General features: G+C 58.5%; 17 protein-coding genes. 7 read left to right on the forward strand and 10 right to left on the reverse strand.

The window, feature by feature from the left end; translation table 11 throughout:
* Nucleotides 1-30: 30 nt before the first annotated feature.
* A complete protein-coding gene (locus PSH96_RS15375) occupies nt 31-813 on the forward strand; it encodes a helix-turn-helix domain-containing protein (protein ID WP_305453708.1) in 783 nt (260 codons plus the stop codon).
* 55 nt (nt 814-868) lie between these two features.
* Entirely contained in the window at nt 869-2,569 is a 1,701-nt protein-coding gene (locus PSH96_RS15380; protein ID WP_305453709.1) for an amidase, read from the forward strand.
* A 1,034-nt stretch (nt 2,570-3,603) separates the two neighbouring features.
* On the opposite strand, the gene PSH96_RS15385 is transcribed toward PSH96_RS15380, so the two are convergent.
* The 3 genes from PSH96_RS15385 to PSH96_RS15395 are packed head-to-tail and all read right to left on the reverse strand — an operon-like array spanning nt 3,604 to nt 5,034.
* The gene (locus tag PSH96_RS15385; protein ID WP_305460081.1) at nt 3,604-4,341 is read right to left on the reverse strand and encodes a CPBP family intramembrane glutamic endopeptidase; all 738 of its coding nucleotides are present in this window, start codon (nt 4,339-4,341) and stop codon (nt 3,604-3,606) included.
* Nucleotides 4,342-4,348: 7 nt separating this feature from the next.
* Nucleotides 4,349-4,819: a RidA family protein gene (locus tag PSH96_RS15390; protein WP_305453711.1), complete on the reverse strand. Its 471-nt coding sequence runs from the start codon at nt 4,817-4,819 to the stop codon at nt 4,349-4,351.
* Nucleotides 4,816-5,034, reverse strand: coding sequence for a DUF6434 domain-containing protein (locus PSH96_RS15395; protein ID WP_305453713.1), 219 nt, complete (start codon nt 5,032-5,034; stop codon nt 4,816-4,818). Before PSH96_RS15395 ends, PSH96_RS15390 begins: the two co-directional genes overlap by 4 nt.
* Before the next feature lie 257 nt (nt 5,035-5,291).
* Between PSH96_RS15395 and PSH96_RS15400 the strand changes: the two genes are divergently transcribed.
* Entirely contained in the window at nt 5,292-5,723 is a 432-nt protein-coding gene (locus PSH96_RS15400; RefSeq protein ID WP_056860201.1) for a nuclear transport factor 2 family protein, read from the forward strand.
* A gap of 16 nt (nt 5,724-5,739) precedes the next feature.
* Here the strand turns inward: PSH96_RS15400 and PSH96_RS15405 are convergent, their stop codons facing one another.
* On the reverse strand, nt 5,740-7,065 hold the full coding sequence (locus PSH96_RS15405) for a PLP-dependent aminotransferase family protein (protein WP_305453714.1): 1,326 nt from the start codon (nt 7,063-7,065) through the stop codon (nt 5,740-5,742).
* Between the two features lie 88 nt (nt 7,066-7,153).
* On the opposite strand from PSH96_RS15405, the gene PSH96_RS15410 reads away from it, so the two are divergent.
* Complete coding sequence (locus tag PSH96_RS15410) at nt 7,154-8,044, forward strand: DMT family transporter (protein ID WP_305453716.1); 891 nt, start codon at nt 7,154-7,156, stop codon at nt 8,042-8,044.
* Here PSH96_RS15410 and PSH96_RS15415 read toward each other — a convergent pair.
* A complete protein-coding gene (locus PSH96_RS15415) occupies nt 8,041-8,610 on the reverse strand; it encodes a YceI family protein (protein ID WP_305453717.1) in 570 nt (189 codons plus the stop codon). The two genes, PSH96_RS15410 and PSH96_RS15415, sit on opposite strands and share 4 nt — an antisense overlap.
* 124 nt (nt 8,611-8,734) lie before the next feature.
* Between PSH96_RS15415 and PSH96_RS15420 the strand changes: the two genes are divergently transcribed.
* The 3 genes from PSH96_RS15420 (at nt 8,735) to PSH96_RS15430 (ending at nt 10,833) form a co-directional block, all read left to right on the forward strand.
* Complete coding sequence (locus tag PSH96_RS15420; RefSeq protein WP_305453719.1) at nt 8,735-9,229, forward strand: PaaI family thioesterase; 495 nt, start codon at nt 8,735-8,737, stop codon at nt 9,227-9,229.
* A 44-nt stretch (nt 9,230-9,273) separates the two neighbouring features.
* Nucleotides 9,274-10,161, forward strand: coding sequence for a YghX family hydrolase (gene yghX, locus PSH96_RS15425; RefSeq protein ID WP_305453720.1), 888 nt, complete (start codon nt 9,274-9,276; stop codon nt 10,159-10,161).
* 378 nt (nt 10,162-10,539) lie between these two features.
* The gene (locus tag PSH96_RS15430; protein WP_305453721.1) at nt 10,540-10,833 is read left to right on the forward strand and encodes a hypothetical protein; all 294 of its coding nucleotides are present in this window, start codon (nt 10,540-10,542) and stop codon (nt 10,831-10,833) included.
* A 226-nt stretch (nt 10,834-11,059) separates the two neighbouring features.
* Here the strand turns inward: PSH96_RS15430 and PSH96_RS15435 are convergent, their stop codons facing one another.
* The 5 genes from PSH96_RS15435 to PSH96_RS15455 form a co-directional block, all read right to left on the reverse strand.
* Nucleotides 11,060-11,290: a hypothetical protein gene (locus PSH96_RS15435; protein ID WP_305453723.1), complete on the reverse strand. Its 231-nt coding sequence runs from the start codon at nt 11,288-11,290 to the stop codon at nt 11,060-11,062.
* Nucleotides 11,291-11,517: 227 nt separating this feature from the next.
* Nucleotides 11,518-12,225 (reverse strand): hypothetical protein, encoded by a 708-nt coding sequence (locus PSH96_RS15440; RefSeq protein WP_305453724.1) that lies wholly within the window; start codon nt 12,223-12,225, stop codon nt 11,518-11,520.
* Between the two features lie 117 nt (nt 12,226-12,342).
* Complete coding sequence (locus tag PSH96_RS15445; protein WP_305453725.1) at nt 12,343-12,786, reverse strand: hypothetical protein; 444 nt, start codon at nt 12,784-12,786, stop codon at nt 12,343-12,345.
* Between the two features lie 82 nt (nt 12,787-12,868).
* Nucleotides 12,869-13,237 carry a hypothetical protein gene (locus PSH96_RS15450; protein WP_305453726.1) on the reverse strand — a complete coding sequence of 123 codons (369 nt, stop codon included), beginning with the start codon at nt 13,235-13,237 and terminating at the stop codon, nt 12,869-12,871.
* 92 nt (nt 13,238-13,329) lie between these two features.
* Nucleotides 13,330-13,905 carry a hypothetical protein gene (locus PSH96_RS15455; RefSeq protein ID WP_305453727.1) on the reverse strand — a complete coding sequence of 192 codons (576 nt, stop codon included), beginning with the start codon at nt 13,903-13,905 and terminating at the stop codon, nt 13,330-13,332.
* Nucleotides 13,906-13,907 lie beyond the last annotated feature (2 nt).

Raw genomic sequence — 13,907 nt, forward strand, 5'->3', positions numbered from 1 at the left:
CGCAATGACCTCACAGGTTATGAACCCGCCATGGACACTACTGCCGGCGACCAGCTGCGCCAACTGCGCCGCCACGCCAAACTCAGCCAGCTGGACCTGGCCCTGATCACCGGGGTTTCGCAACGCCACCTCAGTTACATCGAAACCGGCCGCGCCAAGCCGAGCCCGGGCACGTTGCACAATTTATTGACCGCGCTGGATGTGCCGCTTGAGCAGTGCAATCGCGTGTTCCTCGCCGCCGGCTACGCGCCGCGCTACACCGCCACCCCGCTCGCCTCACCGGCCATGGCCGCGATTCGCGAAGCCGTCAGCCATGTGTTGCACGCCAACAACCCGGCCCCGGCGATTCTGTTGGACAGCCAGTGGCAAGTGCTCGCGGCGAATGCCAGTACCGGCGTTCTGTTTGAACGGGTGGGGCTTGAACCGGATGCGGCAGACGGGCTGAACCTGCTGACCACGCTGTTGCAAACCGGCGGCTTGGGCGACCACCTGATCAACGCCGAAGAGATCCGCACGCTTGCCTGGCAACGCGCCAGCCGTGAGGCGCTGGGCAATCCTGAATTGGCGGTTTTATTAGCGAGTCTGCCGACGCCCACCCACACCGAACCGCCCGAACACATGCCGCCCTTGGTGCTGACGCGCATCCGCTCACCCCAGGGCGAACTGAGCTTTCTGTCGACCTTCACCACGTTCGGCATGCCCCAGGACATCACCCTCACGTCGCTGCGTATCGAGCATCTGATTCCGGCTGACGAGCTGACGTGGCAAGTCATGCGCGCCGCCTATGCGGAGCATGCCGCGCTGGTTTTGTGAAATATCTGTCCGTAGACTGCCGCCATACCTCCCACTTGAAGGCGGCGAAAAAAACGTGATGCAAGTTACCGAAGTCTCCATTGCCCAACTGCGCGCGGCGCTTGAAACCGGCCAGACCACTGCCGTTGAACTGGTAAACGCCTACCTGGCGCGGATTGACGCCTATGACGGCCCGCAGACCGCCACCGCGTTGAACGCCGTGGTGGTGCGTAACCCCGAAGCGCTAAAAGAAGCCGAGGCGTCCGATGCGCGCCGGGCCAGGGGCGAAACGTTGGGGCCATTGGACGGCATTCCCTATACCGCCAAGGACAGCTACCTGGTCAAGGGCCTCACGGCCGCATCCGGCAGCCCGGCCTTTGCCAAGCTGGTTGCGCAGCGCGACGCCTTCACCATCGAACGCCTGCGAGCGGGCGGTGCCATCTGCCTGGGCAAGACCAATATGCCGCCGATGGCCAATGGCGGGATGCAGCGGGGTGTATATGGCCGTGCCGAAAGCCCTTACAACGCCGACTACCTGACTGCACCGTTTGCCTCCGGCTCGTCCAACGGCGCGGGCACCGCCACGGCGGCAAGCTTCGCCGCCTTTGGCGTGGCTGAAGAAACCTGGTCGAGCGGGCGCGGCCCGGCGTCCAACAATGGGTTGTGCGCCTACACGCCGTCCCGTGGCGTGATTTCGGTGCGCGGCAACTGGCCGCTTACGCCGACCATGGACGTGGTGGTGCCCTATGCACGCACCATGGCCGACCTGCTGGAAGTGCTGGATGTGGTGGTCGCCGAAGACCCCGACACCCGTGGCGACCTGTGGCGCCTGCAACCCTGGGTGCCGATCCCGAGCGTGGCGTCGGTGCGCCCCGCGTCTTACGCCGACTTGGCGGTGAGCAGTGAAGCCCTCGCCGGTAAACGCTTCGGCGTGCCGCGCATGTACATCAATGCCGATCCCGAGGCGGGCACCAGCGAAAAACCCGGCATTGGCGGGCCGACCGGGCAGAAGATCAACACCCGCGCCAGCGTGATCGACCTGTGGGCAGTTGCACGCCAGGCGCTGCAAGCTGCCGGCGCTGAAGTGATCGAGGTGGATTTCCCGCTGGTGTCGAACTGCGAAGGCGATCGCCCTGGCGCGCCAACCGTGTTTACCCGTGGGCTGGTCTCCAAAGAGTTTCTGCACGACGAATTGTGGGAACTGTCGGCCTGGGCTTTTGATGACTTCCTGCGCGCCAACAACGACCCGGCGCTCAACCGTTTGGCGGATGTCGACGGGCCGAAGATTTTTCCGCACGACCCAGGCACCCTGCCCAACCGTGAAGATGACCTGGCCGCCGGCATGGACGAATACGTGCGCATGGCCCAGCGCGGCATCACGCCGTGGAACGAGATCAGCACAGTGCCGGACGGCTTGCGCGGCCTGGAGCAAACCCGGCGCATCGACCTGGAAGACTGGATGGACAGGCTTGGGCTCGATGCCGTGTTGTTCCCGACCGTGGCTGATGTAGGCCCGGCAGATGCCGACGTGAATGAAGCCAGTGCCGACATCGCCTGGAGCAATGGCGTGTGGGTCGCCAACGGCAACCTCGCCATCCGCCACCTCGGCGTGCCCACCGTCACCGTGCCGATGGGCGTGATGGCCGACATCGGCATGCCGGTCGGCCTGACCTTTGCCGGCCGGGCGTACGATGACTCGGCGCTGCTGAGCTTTGCCAGCGCGTATGAAGCCACCGGCAGCAAACGCCTGATCCCACCGCGCACACCGCCGTTGTAAAAATCGTGGGAGCGGGCTTGCTCGCGAAAGCGGCGTGTCAGGCGATGCATCAGGTGACTGATACACCGTCTTCGCGAGCAAGCCCGCTCCCACATTTTGACTGTATTTCAAGTCAAGTCAGGTAGAGCCACAACGGCCTGAATGCGGTCAACCTGTGGGAGCGGGCTTGCTCGCGAAAGCGGCGTGTCAGGCGATGCATCAGGTGACTGATACGCCGTCTTCGCGAGCAAGCCCGCTCCCACATTTGACTGTATTTCAAGTCAAGCCATGTAGAGCCACAACGGCCTGAACGCGGTCAACCTGTGGAAGCTGGCTTGCCTGCGATGGCGGGTTTCCAGGGACAACTATGCTGGCTGACCCGACGCTATCGCAGGCAAGCCAGCTCCCACATTTTTGGCCGTGTTTCAAGTCAAGCCAGGTAGAGCCACAACGGCCTGAATGCGGTCAACCTGTGGGAGCTGGCTTGCCTGCGATGGCGGCTTTCCAGGGACAACTATGCTGGCTGACCCGACACTATCGCAGGCAAGCCAGCTCCCACATTTTTTGGCTGTATTTCAAGTCAAGCCAGGTAGAGCCACAACTGCTTAAACGCGATCAACCTGTGGGAGCTGGCTTGCCTGCGATGGCGGCTTTCCAGGGACAACTATGCTGGCTGACCTGACACTATCGCAGGCAAGCCAGCTCCCACATTTTTGGCCGTGTTTCAAGTCAAGCCATGTAGAGCCACGACGGCCTGAACGCGGTCAATCTGTGGGAGCGGGCTTGCTCGCGAAAGCGGCGTGTCAGGCGATGCATCAGGTGACTGATACGCCGTCTTCGCGAGCAAGCCCGCTCCCACATTTGACTGTATTTCAAGTCAAGCCATGTAGAGCCACAACGGCCTGAACGCGGTCAACCTGTGGAAGCTGGCTTGCCTGCGATGGCGGGTTTCCAGGGACAACTATGCTGGCTGATCCGACGCTATCGCAGGCAAGCCAGCTCCCACATTTTTTGGCTGTGTTTCAAGTCAGGCAATGTGGGAACTGTGCTTCAGATCAGGCCATGTAGGGCACGGCGATCAGCAGGATGGCGGTGCCGTGGGCCAGTGCTGCGGGCAGTACGCCGTAACGCATGCGCACCAGCGTACAGGCCAACCCTTCAAGCAGGGTGAACAGCAACACGGGCCAGCCCAGTTGGGTAACGCTTAAGGCCAGGAACGCATGGCAGGCTGCAAAGGCCACGCCGCTGATCAATGCGGCGCGCAGGGGTGAGACCTGTTGCTCCAGATAACCCTGCAAAAAACCACGAAACAGCACCTCCTCCAACGCATTGGCGCCATAGGCCAATACCACCATGCCCGGCAGCCACACCCAGTAGCCGTGGAGCTGGCTTGCATCGATGCCTTGATAAACCCGCAGCGGCAAGCCGATCAAACAGCCGACGACGATGCCTGCCGCCATGCCAACCCACGGGTTGCCAAGGGTCCAACGCATCAACCGCCATAACTCCGGTGCCAGGCGTGAGAGCAGCATGATCAGCAGCACCGACAGCCCGCCGAGCACCGCCAGCACGAAGGCATTGCCACTGAACGCGACCTGCACATCGCGGCTCACCGCCCACATGCCCAGCGGCGTCATCACATCGCGCATCAGCACAAACGCCGCCAGCAGAATCAGGATGCGCATCGCCACCTGCGCCCTTGGCGTCAACGCGAACCACGCACCAAACAGCAGCAGACCCGGCGCCAAGTGCACGGCGTAGTCGATCAGTACCTCAAGCCCTTGGGTGATCATCGCCGGTTCAATCGTGAGCAACAGCGATCATGTCGATCTCGACGGCCGCCGATTTGGGCAACTGCATCACCCCCACCGATGTGCGCGTGTGCACACCGGCAGCGCCGAGGATTTCGTGGAACAGGTCCGACGCAGCGTTGGCCACTTCACTCTGCTGATCAAAGTCTTCGGCGCTGCGCACATACACGGTGATACGCGCGAGTGTCTTGACCTGATCCAGCGAACCCAGCGTCTGCTTGAGCAACCCCAGGCAACGTAACGCGCCGATACTGGCGGCGATTTGCGCCTGGGCCAGGGTCAGGCTTTCACCGACCTTGCCCGGCAGCATAAGGGTGTCACCGACACGCGGAATCTGGCCGCTGATGTACAGGTGGTTGCCATCGCGCACCAACGGCGTGTAGTTGCCGCCGACTTTGAACTCCTCCAGCCGGTAGCCAATGCGCTCCTGCGCAGCCTGGTATTTTTCGTCGCGGGTCATGGGCGTGTGTCCTCGTTGCGGCGTTGCCACTCATCCACCACATCGCCCAGGGTTTTGGGCAAGTCGTTGCGGATCCAGGCCATGAACGGCCGGTCGAACTTGAACGTCGGGCCACAGTGTTCAAGCATGAAACGGCGAACGTTCTGGGTATTTTTGTAGTGAGGGGTCACGGGAGTGGCGCGGGTGATGACGTCGCTGTGCCAGTCAAATTCCATGTTGTCTCTCGGGCGGCTTGTTATTTGCGCAGTAGCATAGCGATCGGCTTGTTGGCCTGGAAGCGACAAGGCACGTCGCCCGCACTTATTTGATGTGTTGGGACGTCGTACAAGAACTCAAGTTCTTTATAACGTGACCAAGCCTAATCCTTTCAAGATATTTCAAAATTTCACTTTCCTTCTCCCTCGGAAATATTGCATGGTTGTACGACGACTTAAGTCGTCATGTTCACCCCAACAACAATAAGGAAACACCCATGCCAAACGTCAAAGTGCTGATCGGTTTTCTGTGCCTGTTCACCGGCTACGTCGCAGCTGCGCCTGCCCCCGCCGAAAAGGACGTGGCCCAAGCGGTCGACCAACTGACCCAAGCCATGTTGCACCTGGACCTCAAGGCGCTGCACGCCCTGACTTCCGACAAGCTCACCTATGGCCACTCCAGCGGCAAGGTGCAGAACAAAGCGCAATTTATCGCTGACCTGGAAACCCACACCAGCGCGTTCAAAACCCTCGAAATGCAAAACCAGACCATCACCCTGGACGGCGACACCGCGCTGGTACGCAACCACTTTCACGCCCTGGCCGTGAACAGCGGCGTCGAAGTGCCGACCGATATCGACAACTTCCAGGTCTGGCAGAAGCAAAAAGGCCATTGGCTGCTGATCGGGCGTCAGGCTTACAAATACTGACGCCAAGCGGTGCGGCTCACCACCGCACCGCTTCCCGGACCTTCACCAGCGCCTCGCCCAGCGCGGCCATGCTCACCGAACCCAGTGCCAGGCGCAGTGCGTGCGGCACCGTGGCCGAGACCGCAAACGGCTCGGCGGTGGACACGGAAATCGCCTCGCGCTGCAAGGCCATGGCCACCTGATCGGCCCGCGCCTCGTTCCCCAGCGGCAACCACAAAAAATACGAAGACGGGTGGCTGATGTAAGGCACGCCTTTGAGCACCTGCGCAGCCAAGGCTTGGCGTGCCCGTGCATCCTGGCGCTTTTGTGCTTCGAGTTGCGCGACGGTGCCGTCCTCGATCCAGCCCACCGCAATCGCGCTCATCACACCGGGCACGTTCCAGGTGGTGGCCATGATCGTGCGCTCCAGCTTTTTTACCCAGGCTGGCGGCGCGGCGATAAACCCGACGCGCAAACCCGTGGCGACACTTTTGGAAAGCCCGCCCACATACACCGTGCACTCAGGCGCCAACGTAGCCAGCGGCGGTGGCGCGTCTTCAGCCAGAAACGCGTAGGCCGCGTCCTCAATGAGCATAAGATGATGCTCACGCGCGATGGCAATCAGTTGCTCGCGTTGCGCAAGGCTCATCACCCACCCCAACGGGTTATGCAGGGTTGGAATGCTGTACACCGCACGCACCGAGCGCTTGCGGCACAGCGCGTGCAGGAACGCCAGATCCGGACCATTGGCGGTGACCGGAATGGCGACGATTTCCAGGTGCAGGGTTTCGGCCAGCACCTTGAAGCCAGAATAGGTCAGCGCATCCACGGCAATTACATCCCCAGGCTTGAGCAACGCCATCATCGTCACCGCCAGGCCGTGCTGGGCGCCGCTGACCATCAGCACCTGCTCCGCCTCAACCGCCAGGCCTCGGTTCAATAGATGCCGTGCCACAGCGGCCCGCTCGTGCAAGCGGCCGGCATGGGGCTGGTAACGCAGCAACGCTTCCAGGTCGCCCGACAGCGCCAATTGGCGCAGAGCGGTGCGCAGCAGGTCCGCCTGACCGGGCAACGAGGGGTAATTGAAATTCAGGTCGAGCATGCCGGTGGCGACATTCATCTGCCCAGTGCCCTGCCCCGGCGGCAAAGCGATTTCCCGCACAAAGGTGCCGCGCCCGGTTTCGCCGCTGACCAGGCCCATGGCCTCAAGCTCGGTGTACACCCGGCTCGCGGTGACCAACGCCAAGCCATGTTCGGCGGCCAATTGCCGGTGCGTGGGCAGACGTGTACCGGGCGCCAGTGCGCCGCTGCGGATGTCTTGGGCAAAGGTGTCGACCAGCGACTTATAGCGGGCGCGCGGCATAGGCGATGTATCCATGACAATTTTTTGATTGTCTTAATCCTGATCCCTAGGATGGCCTTTACGCAACCACCTCTTTCGAGCCCTCACCATGGAACGCACCTCAAGCCTCACCGCAGCACACGCCAGCACCCAAGGCTGGATCAACGGCTTTATCGGCGTGGTGATCTTCAGCGGCTCCTTGCCGGCAACGCGCCTGGCGGTGATGGAGGTCAACCCGGTGTTTCTGACCATGATCCGCGCCGCCATTGCCGCCGTGCTCGGCGTGCTGTTGTTGTGGTTGTTCAGGGAAAAACGCCCCGCACGCCACCAATGGGGGCCGCTGGTGATCGTCGCCCTGGGTGTGGTGATTGGCTTTCCACTGCTCACGGCACTCGCGCTGCAATACGTAACGTCTGCACACTCCATCGTCTTCATCGGCCTGCTGCCGCTGGCCACCGCAGTGTTTGGTGTACTGCGTGGCGGCGAGCGCCCGCGCCCGGTGTTCTGGGTGTTTTCGATTCTCGGCAGCCTGCTGGTGATGGGCTACGCCGTTGCCCAAGGCTTGAGCGCCGCGCCTGCCGGCGACGTGCTGATGTTGTTGGCCGTGCTGGTGTGCGGCCTGGGGTATGCCGAAGGCGCCACGCTGTCGCGCAGCCTCGGCGGCTGGCAAGTGATATGCTGGGCGCTGGTGGTGTCGTTGCCGGTGGTGGCGCCGTTGAGCGTGATACTGGCGCCGGCAACCCTCACGGGCATCAGCCTGCCGGCGTGGCTAAGCCTGGGCTACGTGTCGCTGTTCAGCATGCTGATCGGCTTTGTGTTCTGGTATCGTGGCCTGGCTCAGGGTGGCATCGCTGCGGTCGGGCAGTTGCAGTTGCTGCAACCGTTTTTCGGCCTGGCGCTGGCGGCGGGCCTGCTGCATGAGCAGGTCAGCCTGGGCATGCTGCTGGTGACGGTTGCGGTGATCGGCTGTGTGGCCGGAGCGAAGAAGTTCGCCCGCTAGCGTTGCGGCGCAACCATCTTGAATTTGATGTTGATGTCATTGGACACCACGCTGTTGCCCGCCCATTCCCCCTCACCAATCTTGAAGTCGCTGCGCTTGAGGATGAACGCGCCGTCAAACACGCCGATGCCGCTTTGCTCCTTGAGCACCACATCAATATCCACCGGCCGCGTAATGCCCTTGATCGTCAGGTTGCCGCTGATTTTGTAGCGGTTATCGCCCAGCGCCGTGGCGCCGTTGGACTCATACACACCCACGGGATAAGCCGCGGTGTCGAACCACGCCGGTTGCTGCAACTGGGTATTGGCGTCCTGGCTGCCGGCGTCAATGCTGGCGAGCTGGATCTTGAGCAACGCATGCGCCGCCTCGGGCTTTTGCGTATCAAAGGTCAGGGTGCCTTCAAAGTCGCTGAAGGTGCCATACACCCGCTGCCCGAACTGCTGGAAGGTAAAACTGATCTGGCTGGCGGTGCGGTTGACGTCTTTGTATTCCACGGCCTGCGCGCTGCCGAGAAACACACCAAGGAGCACCGCCAGGCTTACAAACAGGGGCATTCGACGCTTCATGCAACACTCCGCAAGACAAATGAACAGATGTGCTGAGCTAACACGCCATGCCATGGTTTTATTCCCTTTCGCAGCGTGCCCTGCTAAACAGAGTAGTCGCCAAAAGAAACAATAAGGACTTTGCATGCACACCCCTTCCCTGCAGGACATCACCGCGCCCGAAGGCATCTGCTACGGCTGCGGCGGCAGCAACCCCCATGGCCTGCACATCAAAAGCCGTTGGGATGCCGATGGTATCCACGTGATCACCGAGCACCTGCCCGAAGCCCACTACAGCGGCTGGCCGGACCTGGTCTACGGCGGCCTGATCGCCATGCTGGTCGACTGCCACTCCAACTGGACGGCCATGGCCTACCACTACCGCAACGAGCAGCGCGAGCCCGGCAGCCTGCCGCGCATCGACTGCGTGACCGGTAACCTGGGGATCAAATTCATCAAGCCCACGCCCATGGGCGTGACGTTGACCCTGCGCGCGCGGGTTGAAGGCGACGTGGGGCGTAAAAGCCGCGTGGTCTGCGAGGTGTACGCCGGTGACGTGCTCACCGCCCTCGGCGACTCGGTGTTCGTGCGCGTCGATACCCGGCAACTGTCGGATTCCGCCCATGGCCGCGAACGTTGATCCTGGTCTACAGTGATGACCACCGCTAATCGAGGACTGCTCCGATGACTCGTCTCACCGCGAAAGACTTTGCCCCCGAACTGCTGGAACTCTACGACGGCTACGCCCACGGCAAGCTCAACCGCCGCGAATTTCTCGACCGCGCCGCGCTGTTCACCTTCGGCGGCCTCACCGCCTCGGCGCTGCTGGCGGCCCTGAGCCCCAACTACGCGCTGGCCGAACAGGTCAAATTCACCGACCCGGACATCGTCGCCGACTACATCACCTACCCCTCGCCCAAAGGCAACGGCACCGTGCGCGGCTACCTCGTACGCCCGGCCAAGGCCAGCGGCAAACTGCCCGCCGTGGTGGTCGTGCACGAAAACCGAGGCCTTAACCCCTACATCGAAGACGTCGCCCGGCGCCTGGCCAAAGCCGGCTTCATCGCCCTGGCACCCGACGGCCTCACCTCCGTGGGCGGCTACCCCGGCAACGATGAAAAAGGCGTGGAACTGCAACAAAAAGTCGACCCCACCAAGCTCATGAACGACTTCTTCGCCGCCATCGAATGGCTGATGCACCACGACAGCAGCACCGGCAAAGTCGGCATCACCGGCTTCTGCTATGGCGGCGGCGTGACCAATGCGGCAGCGGTGGCGTACCCGGAACTCGGCGCAGCGGTGTCGTTCTACGGCAGGCAGCCGGATGCGAAGGACGTGCCACGTATCAAGGCGCCGATCATGCTGCATTACGGCGAGTTGGATACGCGGATCAACGAGGGTTGGCCGACGTATGAGAAAGCCTTGAAAGCGGCGGGCACGACCTATGAGGCGTATATCTACAAAGGCGCCAACCATGGGTTTCATAATGACTCGACGCCACGGTATGACGAAGTGGCGGCAAATCTGGCGTGGGAAAGAACCCTCGGCTGGTTCCACAAATACCTGGCCTGAACACGTTCAGAACTGTGGGAGCTAACTTCTTGTGGCGAGCGGGCTTGCCCCGCGCTGGGGCGCGAAGCGGCCCTGAAACCCCACGACGCGATACATCTGGAAAACCGCGTTGACTCTCCTGGGGCTGCTGCGCAGCCCAACGCGGGGCAAGCCCGCTCGCCACAACATCCCGCCTCTCAGCTTTGATCGGTGTTGCCTGATCGACATGCAGTGTAAAAGGCCAGCAATCCATATCCCTTAAACTTGCAGGAAACTTCCTAAGCAGCCCTTCGGCCTTGCGCCTGCTCATGCCACTGGCTAGCCTGTGCGCTGTCGCTGCCTATCAGCGAACAGGTGTGGAAACCTGAAACAAGTAGGCCCCTTATCAGGAGCTTATGCATGAGCAATACAACGCGCTTCACCCCCAGCCGCGAAATACTTGAACGCGCCCTGAGCCACTACCTGCAACCCGCCTCACCGCAGTCCTTTACGGTGCATCACGACCTCAGCTTCGAAGACGCCCTCGCCCAACTCTGCGACCTGCTGCGCTGCGCAGCCGCCACCGCAGCCGACACCACTCAAGGCCTGACAGGCGATCAACGCCACATGGCCGGTGCCACCGAACACCTGATCGTCATAGCCCAAACCCTGGCCGACCGTGCGCTGGAGTGCCTGCAACCCAAAACCTGCTGACGCACCACAAACCAACTGTGGGAGCTGGCTTGCCTGCGAAGGTGGTGTGTCAGTGCGGGATTAATGACTGATACACCGCCGTAGCCAGCAAGCCGAACTGAGCACTTTCCCTCATGAGCCAATTTGCCGATTCAGGAAGGCTTTTCAAAAAAATAGGGGGCAGACCACGTTTAGTGCTCCGTCAGAAGAATAGTGGTCTGATCCCACTTGATCTCTTTTGCTCCATCTACACTGCTTTAATCGCTGAAATCAAAGCCAAAAGCTCGGACTCAGTCAACTCAAACTCCTCACCGTCCTCCATTGCCATCAATGTGAGAAGTGCTCGATCCATGGGAGCAGTGATTTCTAAGCCATGGTTTTGATAAATTTCAAATGCCAGTTTAGAAATCCTAAAGACATCGAAACCGTTAACCAGTGCTTTTTCTAAAGCCATAGCGAGATCGGCTTGTGAGTACATATTCCTAACTCTTCAACTCTGGAAAAATAGGGGCCAATCCACGATTAATCCTCAGCAAGAACAATAGTGGTCTGACCCTGAGGGATCCCCCACCAATGCCACGGCAATCAACCCCCAAACCCAATACCAAAACATCCTCTTTTTTTCTTCCGCAGCCATATCAGGGCTTCCTTGTATTCCAGCCTATCAGTACACCAAGCGCATACTCTACTGTACAGATAAAGAATCTATTTTGGTGATTGGTAGATCTCCAATTTTTTCTGCGCAGAGGGACAACCATTCGTCGCCACCGCTTTTTCTAAATAATCAATGCGCTTTGGCATTGCTGTCGTCCGATCAAACTGACTAGCCATAAGTTTATACAGTTCAGCCAGATAGTCATTCTGTCTGCCCCATTGCAGCTCTACATCTTTTGGCGTTGACTTTCCACATTCCAGGTACACCGTTGGCTGCGGGTAATACTTCGCAAACCGGGGAAATCTGTCCAAGGCTTCTTCCAGCAAAGGCATGTATTCGGGACCAAGGGTGTAAATCTTACAGGCGCTTCCGACCCGCAGGGCAGCCGGTGCAAAACCCTGCGCCAAGCTAGATTTATACAGCTCACACACTTTTTCGTCATTCGGAACCAGATAGGCTTGATAGTAGAGCGCAAGACGATATTGGGCCACAGGATGGCCAAGTGCAGAAGACTCACTGAGCAACTGGACGGCACGCGTGTTCTTTTCGCGCAACGACTCCATCAATCCCTCGGAACCTTTGGCGTTATTATTTGCATGAAAGGCTCTTAGCAATTCGACGACCTGAGGATCTGTTTCGCTCAGAATCGCCACTCCCTGCTGATATTCGGCTTCACCGGGAAGTCTAGTGGCTTCGGCAGCTAAGACAGCCGCTGGCAATCCAACAAGCAAAACAAGCGCTTTTAATATCACAAGCATAATCCTTCATCCAATAACAGCTACTTGGGTAATGTTTTTGGGAAAAGAGCTTCCGGCTGCAACTACCCCCTACTACTCTCGAGTTTTTCATGAGGCTGCAAGCCCCAAAGCTTACCCTCAGCTTGCTGGCAATTCTTTTTTATCCGGCGAATAATAACCAATTGTACGCAATTGTAAGCTATATACCCAGACCCCGAAAATCAAAGCGTATTGCTGAAACATCGGAAGCGCCTGCGCGTAAATAAAAGATCCAGCGCGCATCTGACTGAGAGAAATAGCCACTCCTAATACCAGAGCGACAATAAAACATACGGAACTGCTCTTTGTTCTTCCAAACAACATTAATCCACCAGCGAACACCAGAAACGCGACTACACTTACACCCGCAAGCATCAGAAACGAAATATCCCCTTGTCGAGCCTGCAAAAAACCGACACTTACGACCCAAAGAGCTGTTTGCATAAATACAATAAAGCAATAAAAAACAATCATAAAGACCGGGGCCGGACGCGAAGCGTACCAAGGCCGAGAACTGGAGCTTGAGTTACTGGCATCTTTCATAATTTAAGCTTCCTATCTATAGGATATAGAATCTCATCAAGTAGAGGCGAGAAAAACTTCTATCTACTCGTTTACACTCCAACTACTCACCACGCCCCTCACACACTGCTTTTAGCCCAAGCATTGTTGTTGGCGTAGGTCCCAAATGAGATACAGTGCTAACGAGCATATTAGCGTCTTTGTCGCCTTCCAAATGGTAACCCGCGCCACCACAAGCCTTTTTAGCCTCTTGATTTATATTCTCCAACAGCCCCGCCCTTGAATTGAAAATACTACCACTGCTGGTAATCATGTACTCACCCGGTGCAATTTTACTGGCATCTGTCCAAGTGCAACCCGTCAAATGCAAAGCAACGAGACCGACCAATATTAAATTTTTCAATTTCACAACCTCATATAGACTACTTATTTGCGGGCTATCTTTTTTCGCACCTTTCACGTACTTGATCACTACACTTAGCACCAAGACGTCTTTATTTTACTTTCTTGAAAAATCTCAAAAAAATTCAATAAGCTCATCTCTTTTACCTCATTTGCCACACTTCAAAAGTACGAACGTAGCGTGACATAAAGCATTACCCCCCACAGCGCCGCGCCTGGCACCATGATCAGGTAGTTCAAGAAGTTAAAGCGGGTATTACTCTCACCCTCAGCATCTCCCGCCGCAAAATTGAGCATCGCCTGGCCTTTTTGCATCAGGTAAGCCCGCAGCGGGATCGCGATAAAAAGCCAGGCGGCAAGTGCTGCCATGTTTTCAATATGGTCAGACATTCTGTCTACGATATGTGCCACCACTGTGATCACCACTAGCATCGTCGCCCACTGCTCATAATCAAAAATATACGAGCGCCCAGTGATGCGAATCTGATGGTCGGCGCGCCGGTACAGCTTATGTACGAAGAAAATACACAGCAGCCCGCGTGCCCAAGGCCAAATATCGTCCTGGGTGGCTTTTTTGTAGTTACTCCAATGTTTGTAGGACCAGATATACATATAAAGGCCCCAACTCAAGACAGACAAAATAAACAGCTTTCGCTCAGAAACGACATAAAACTCTGGCGTGGTCTGCGGGGTAATTTCAAGATTGGCCGTAGGTGTAGCGAATAAATTTTCGGTCATTT

The organism is Pseudomonas sp. FP2338 (assembly GCF_030687515.1).
GTDB classification, from domain to species: Bacteria; Pseudomonadota; Gammaproteobacteria; order Pseudomonadales; family Pseudomonadaceae; genus Aquipseudomonas; species Aquipseudomonas salomonii.

Coding starts and splice junctions, on each gene's coding strand:
- PSH96_RS15375 (WP_305453708.1), top strand. CDS start 31: ATGGACACTACTGCCGGCGACCAGCTGCGCCAACTGCGCCGCCACGCC.
- PSH96_RS15385 (WP_305460081.1), bottom strand. CDS start 4,341: ATGATCACCCAAGGGCTTGAGGTACTGATCGACTACGCCGTGCACTTG.
- PSH96_RS15390 (WP_305453711.1), bottom strand. CDS start 4,819: ATGACCCGCGACGAAAAATACCAGGCTGCGCAGGAGCGCATTGGCTAC.
- PSH96_RS15395 (WP_305453713.1), bottom strand. CDS start 5,034: ATGGAATTTGACTGGCACAGCGACGTCATCACCCGCGCCACTCCCGTG.
- PSH96_RS15400 (WP_056860201.1), top strand. CDS start 5,292: ATGCCAAACGTCAAAGTGCTGATCGGTTTTCTGTGCCTGTTCACCGGC.
- PSH96_RS15405 (WP_305453714.1), bottom strand. CDS start 7,065: ATGCCGCGCGCCCGCTATAAGTCGCTGGTCGACACCTTTGCCCAAGAC.
- PSH96_RS15410 (WP_305453716.1), top strand. CDS start 7,154: ATGGAACGCACCTCAAGCCTCACCGCAGCACACGCCAGCACCCAAGGC.
- PSH96_RS15415 (WP_305453717.1), bottom strand. CDS start 8,610: ATGAAGCGTCGAATGCCCCTGTTTGTAAGCCTGGCGGTGCTCCTTGGT.
- PSH96_RS15420 (WP_305453719.1), top strand. CDS start 8,735: ATGCACACCCCTTCCCTGCAGGACATCACCGCGCCCGAAGGCATCTGC.
- yghX (WP_305453720.1), top strand. CDS start 9,274: ATGACTCGTCTCACCGCGAAAGACTTTGCCCCCGAACTGCTGGAACTC.
- PSH96_RS15430 (WP_305453721.1), top strand. CDS start 10,540: ATGAGCAATACAACGCGCTTCACCCCCAGCCGCGAAATACTTGAACGC.
- PSH96_RS15435 (WP_305453723.1), bottom strand. CDS start 11,290: ATGTACTCACAAGCCGATCTCGCTATGGCTTTAGAAAAAGCACTGGTT.
- PSH96_RS15440 (WP_305453724.1), bottom strand. CDS start 12,225: ATGCTTGTGATATTAAAAGCGCTTGTTTTGCTTGTTGGATTGCCAGCG.
- PSH96_RS15445 (WP_305453725.1), bottom strand. CDS start 12,786: ATGAAAGATGCCAGTAACTCAAGCTCCAGTTCTCGGCCTTGGTACGCT.
- PSH96_RS15455 (WP_305453727.1), bottom strand. CDS start 13,905: ATGACCGAAAATTTATTCGCTACACCTACGGCCAATCTTGAAATTACC.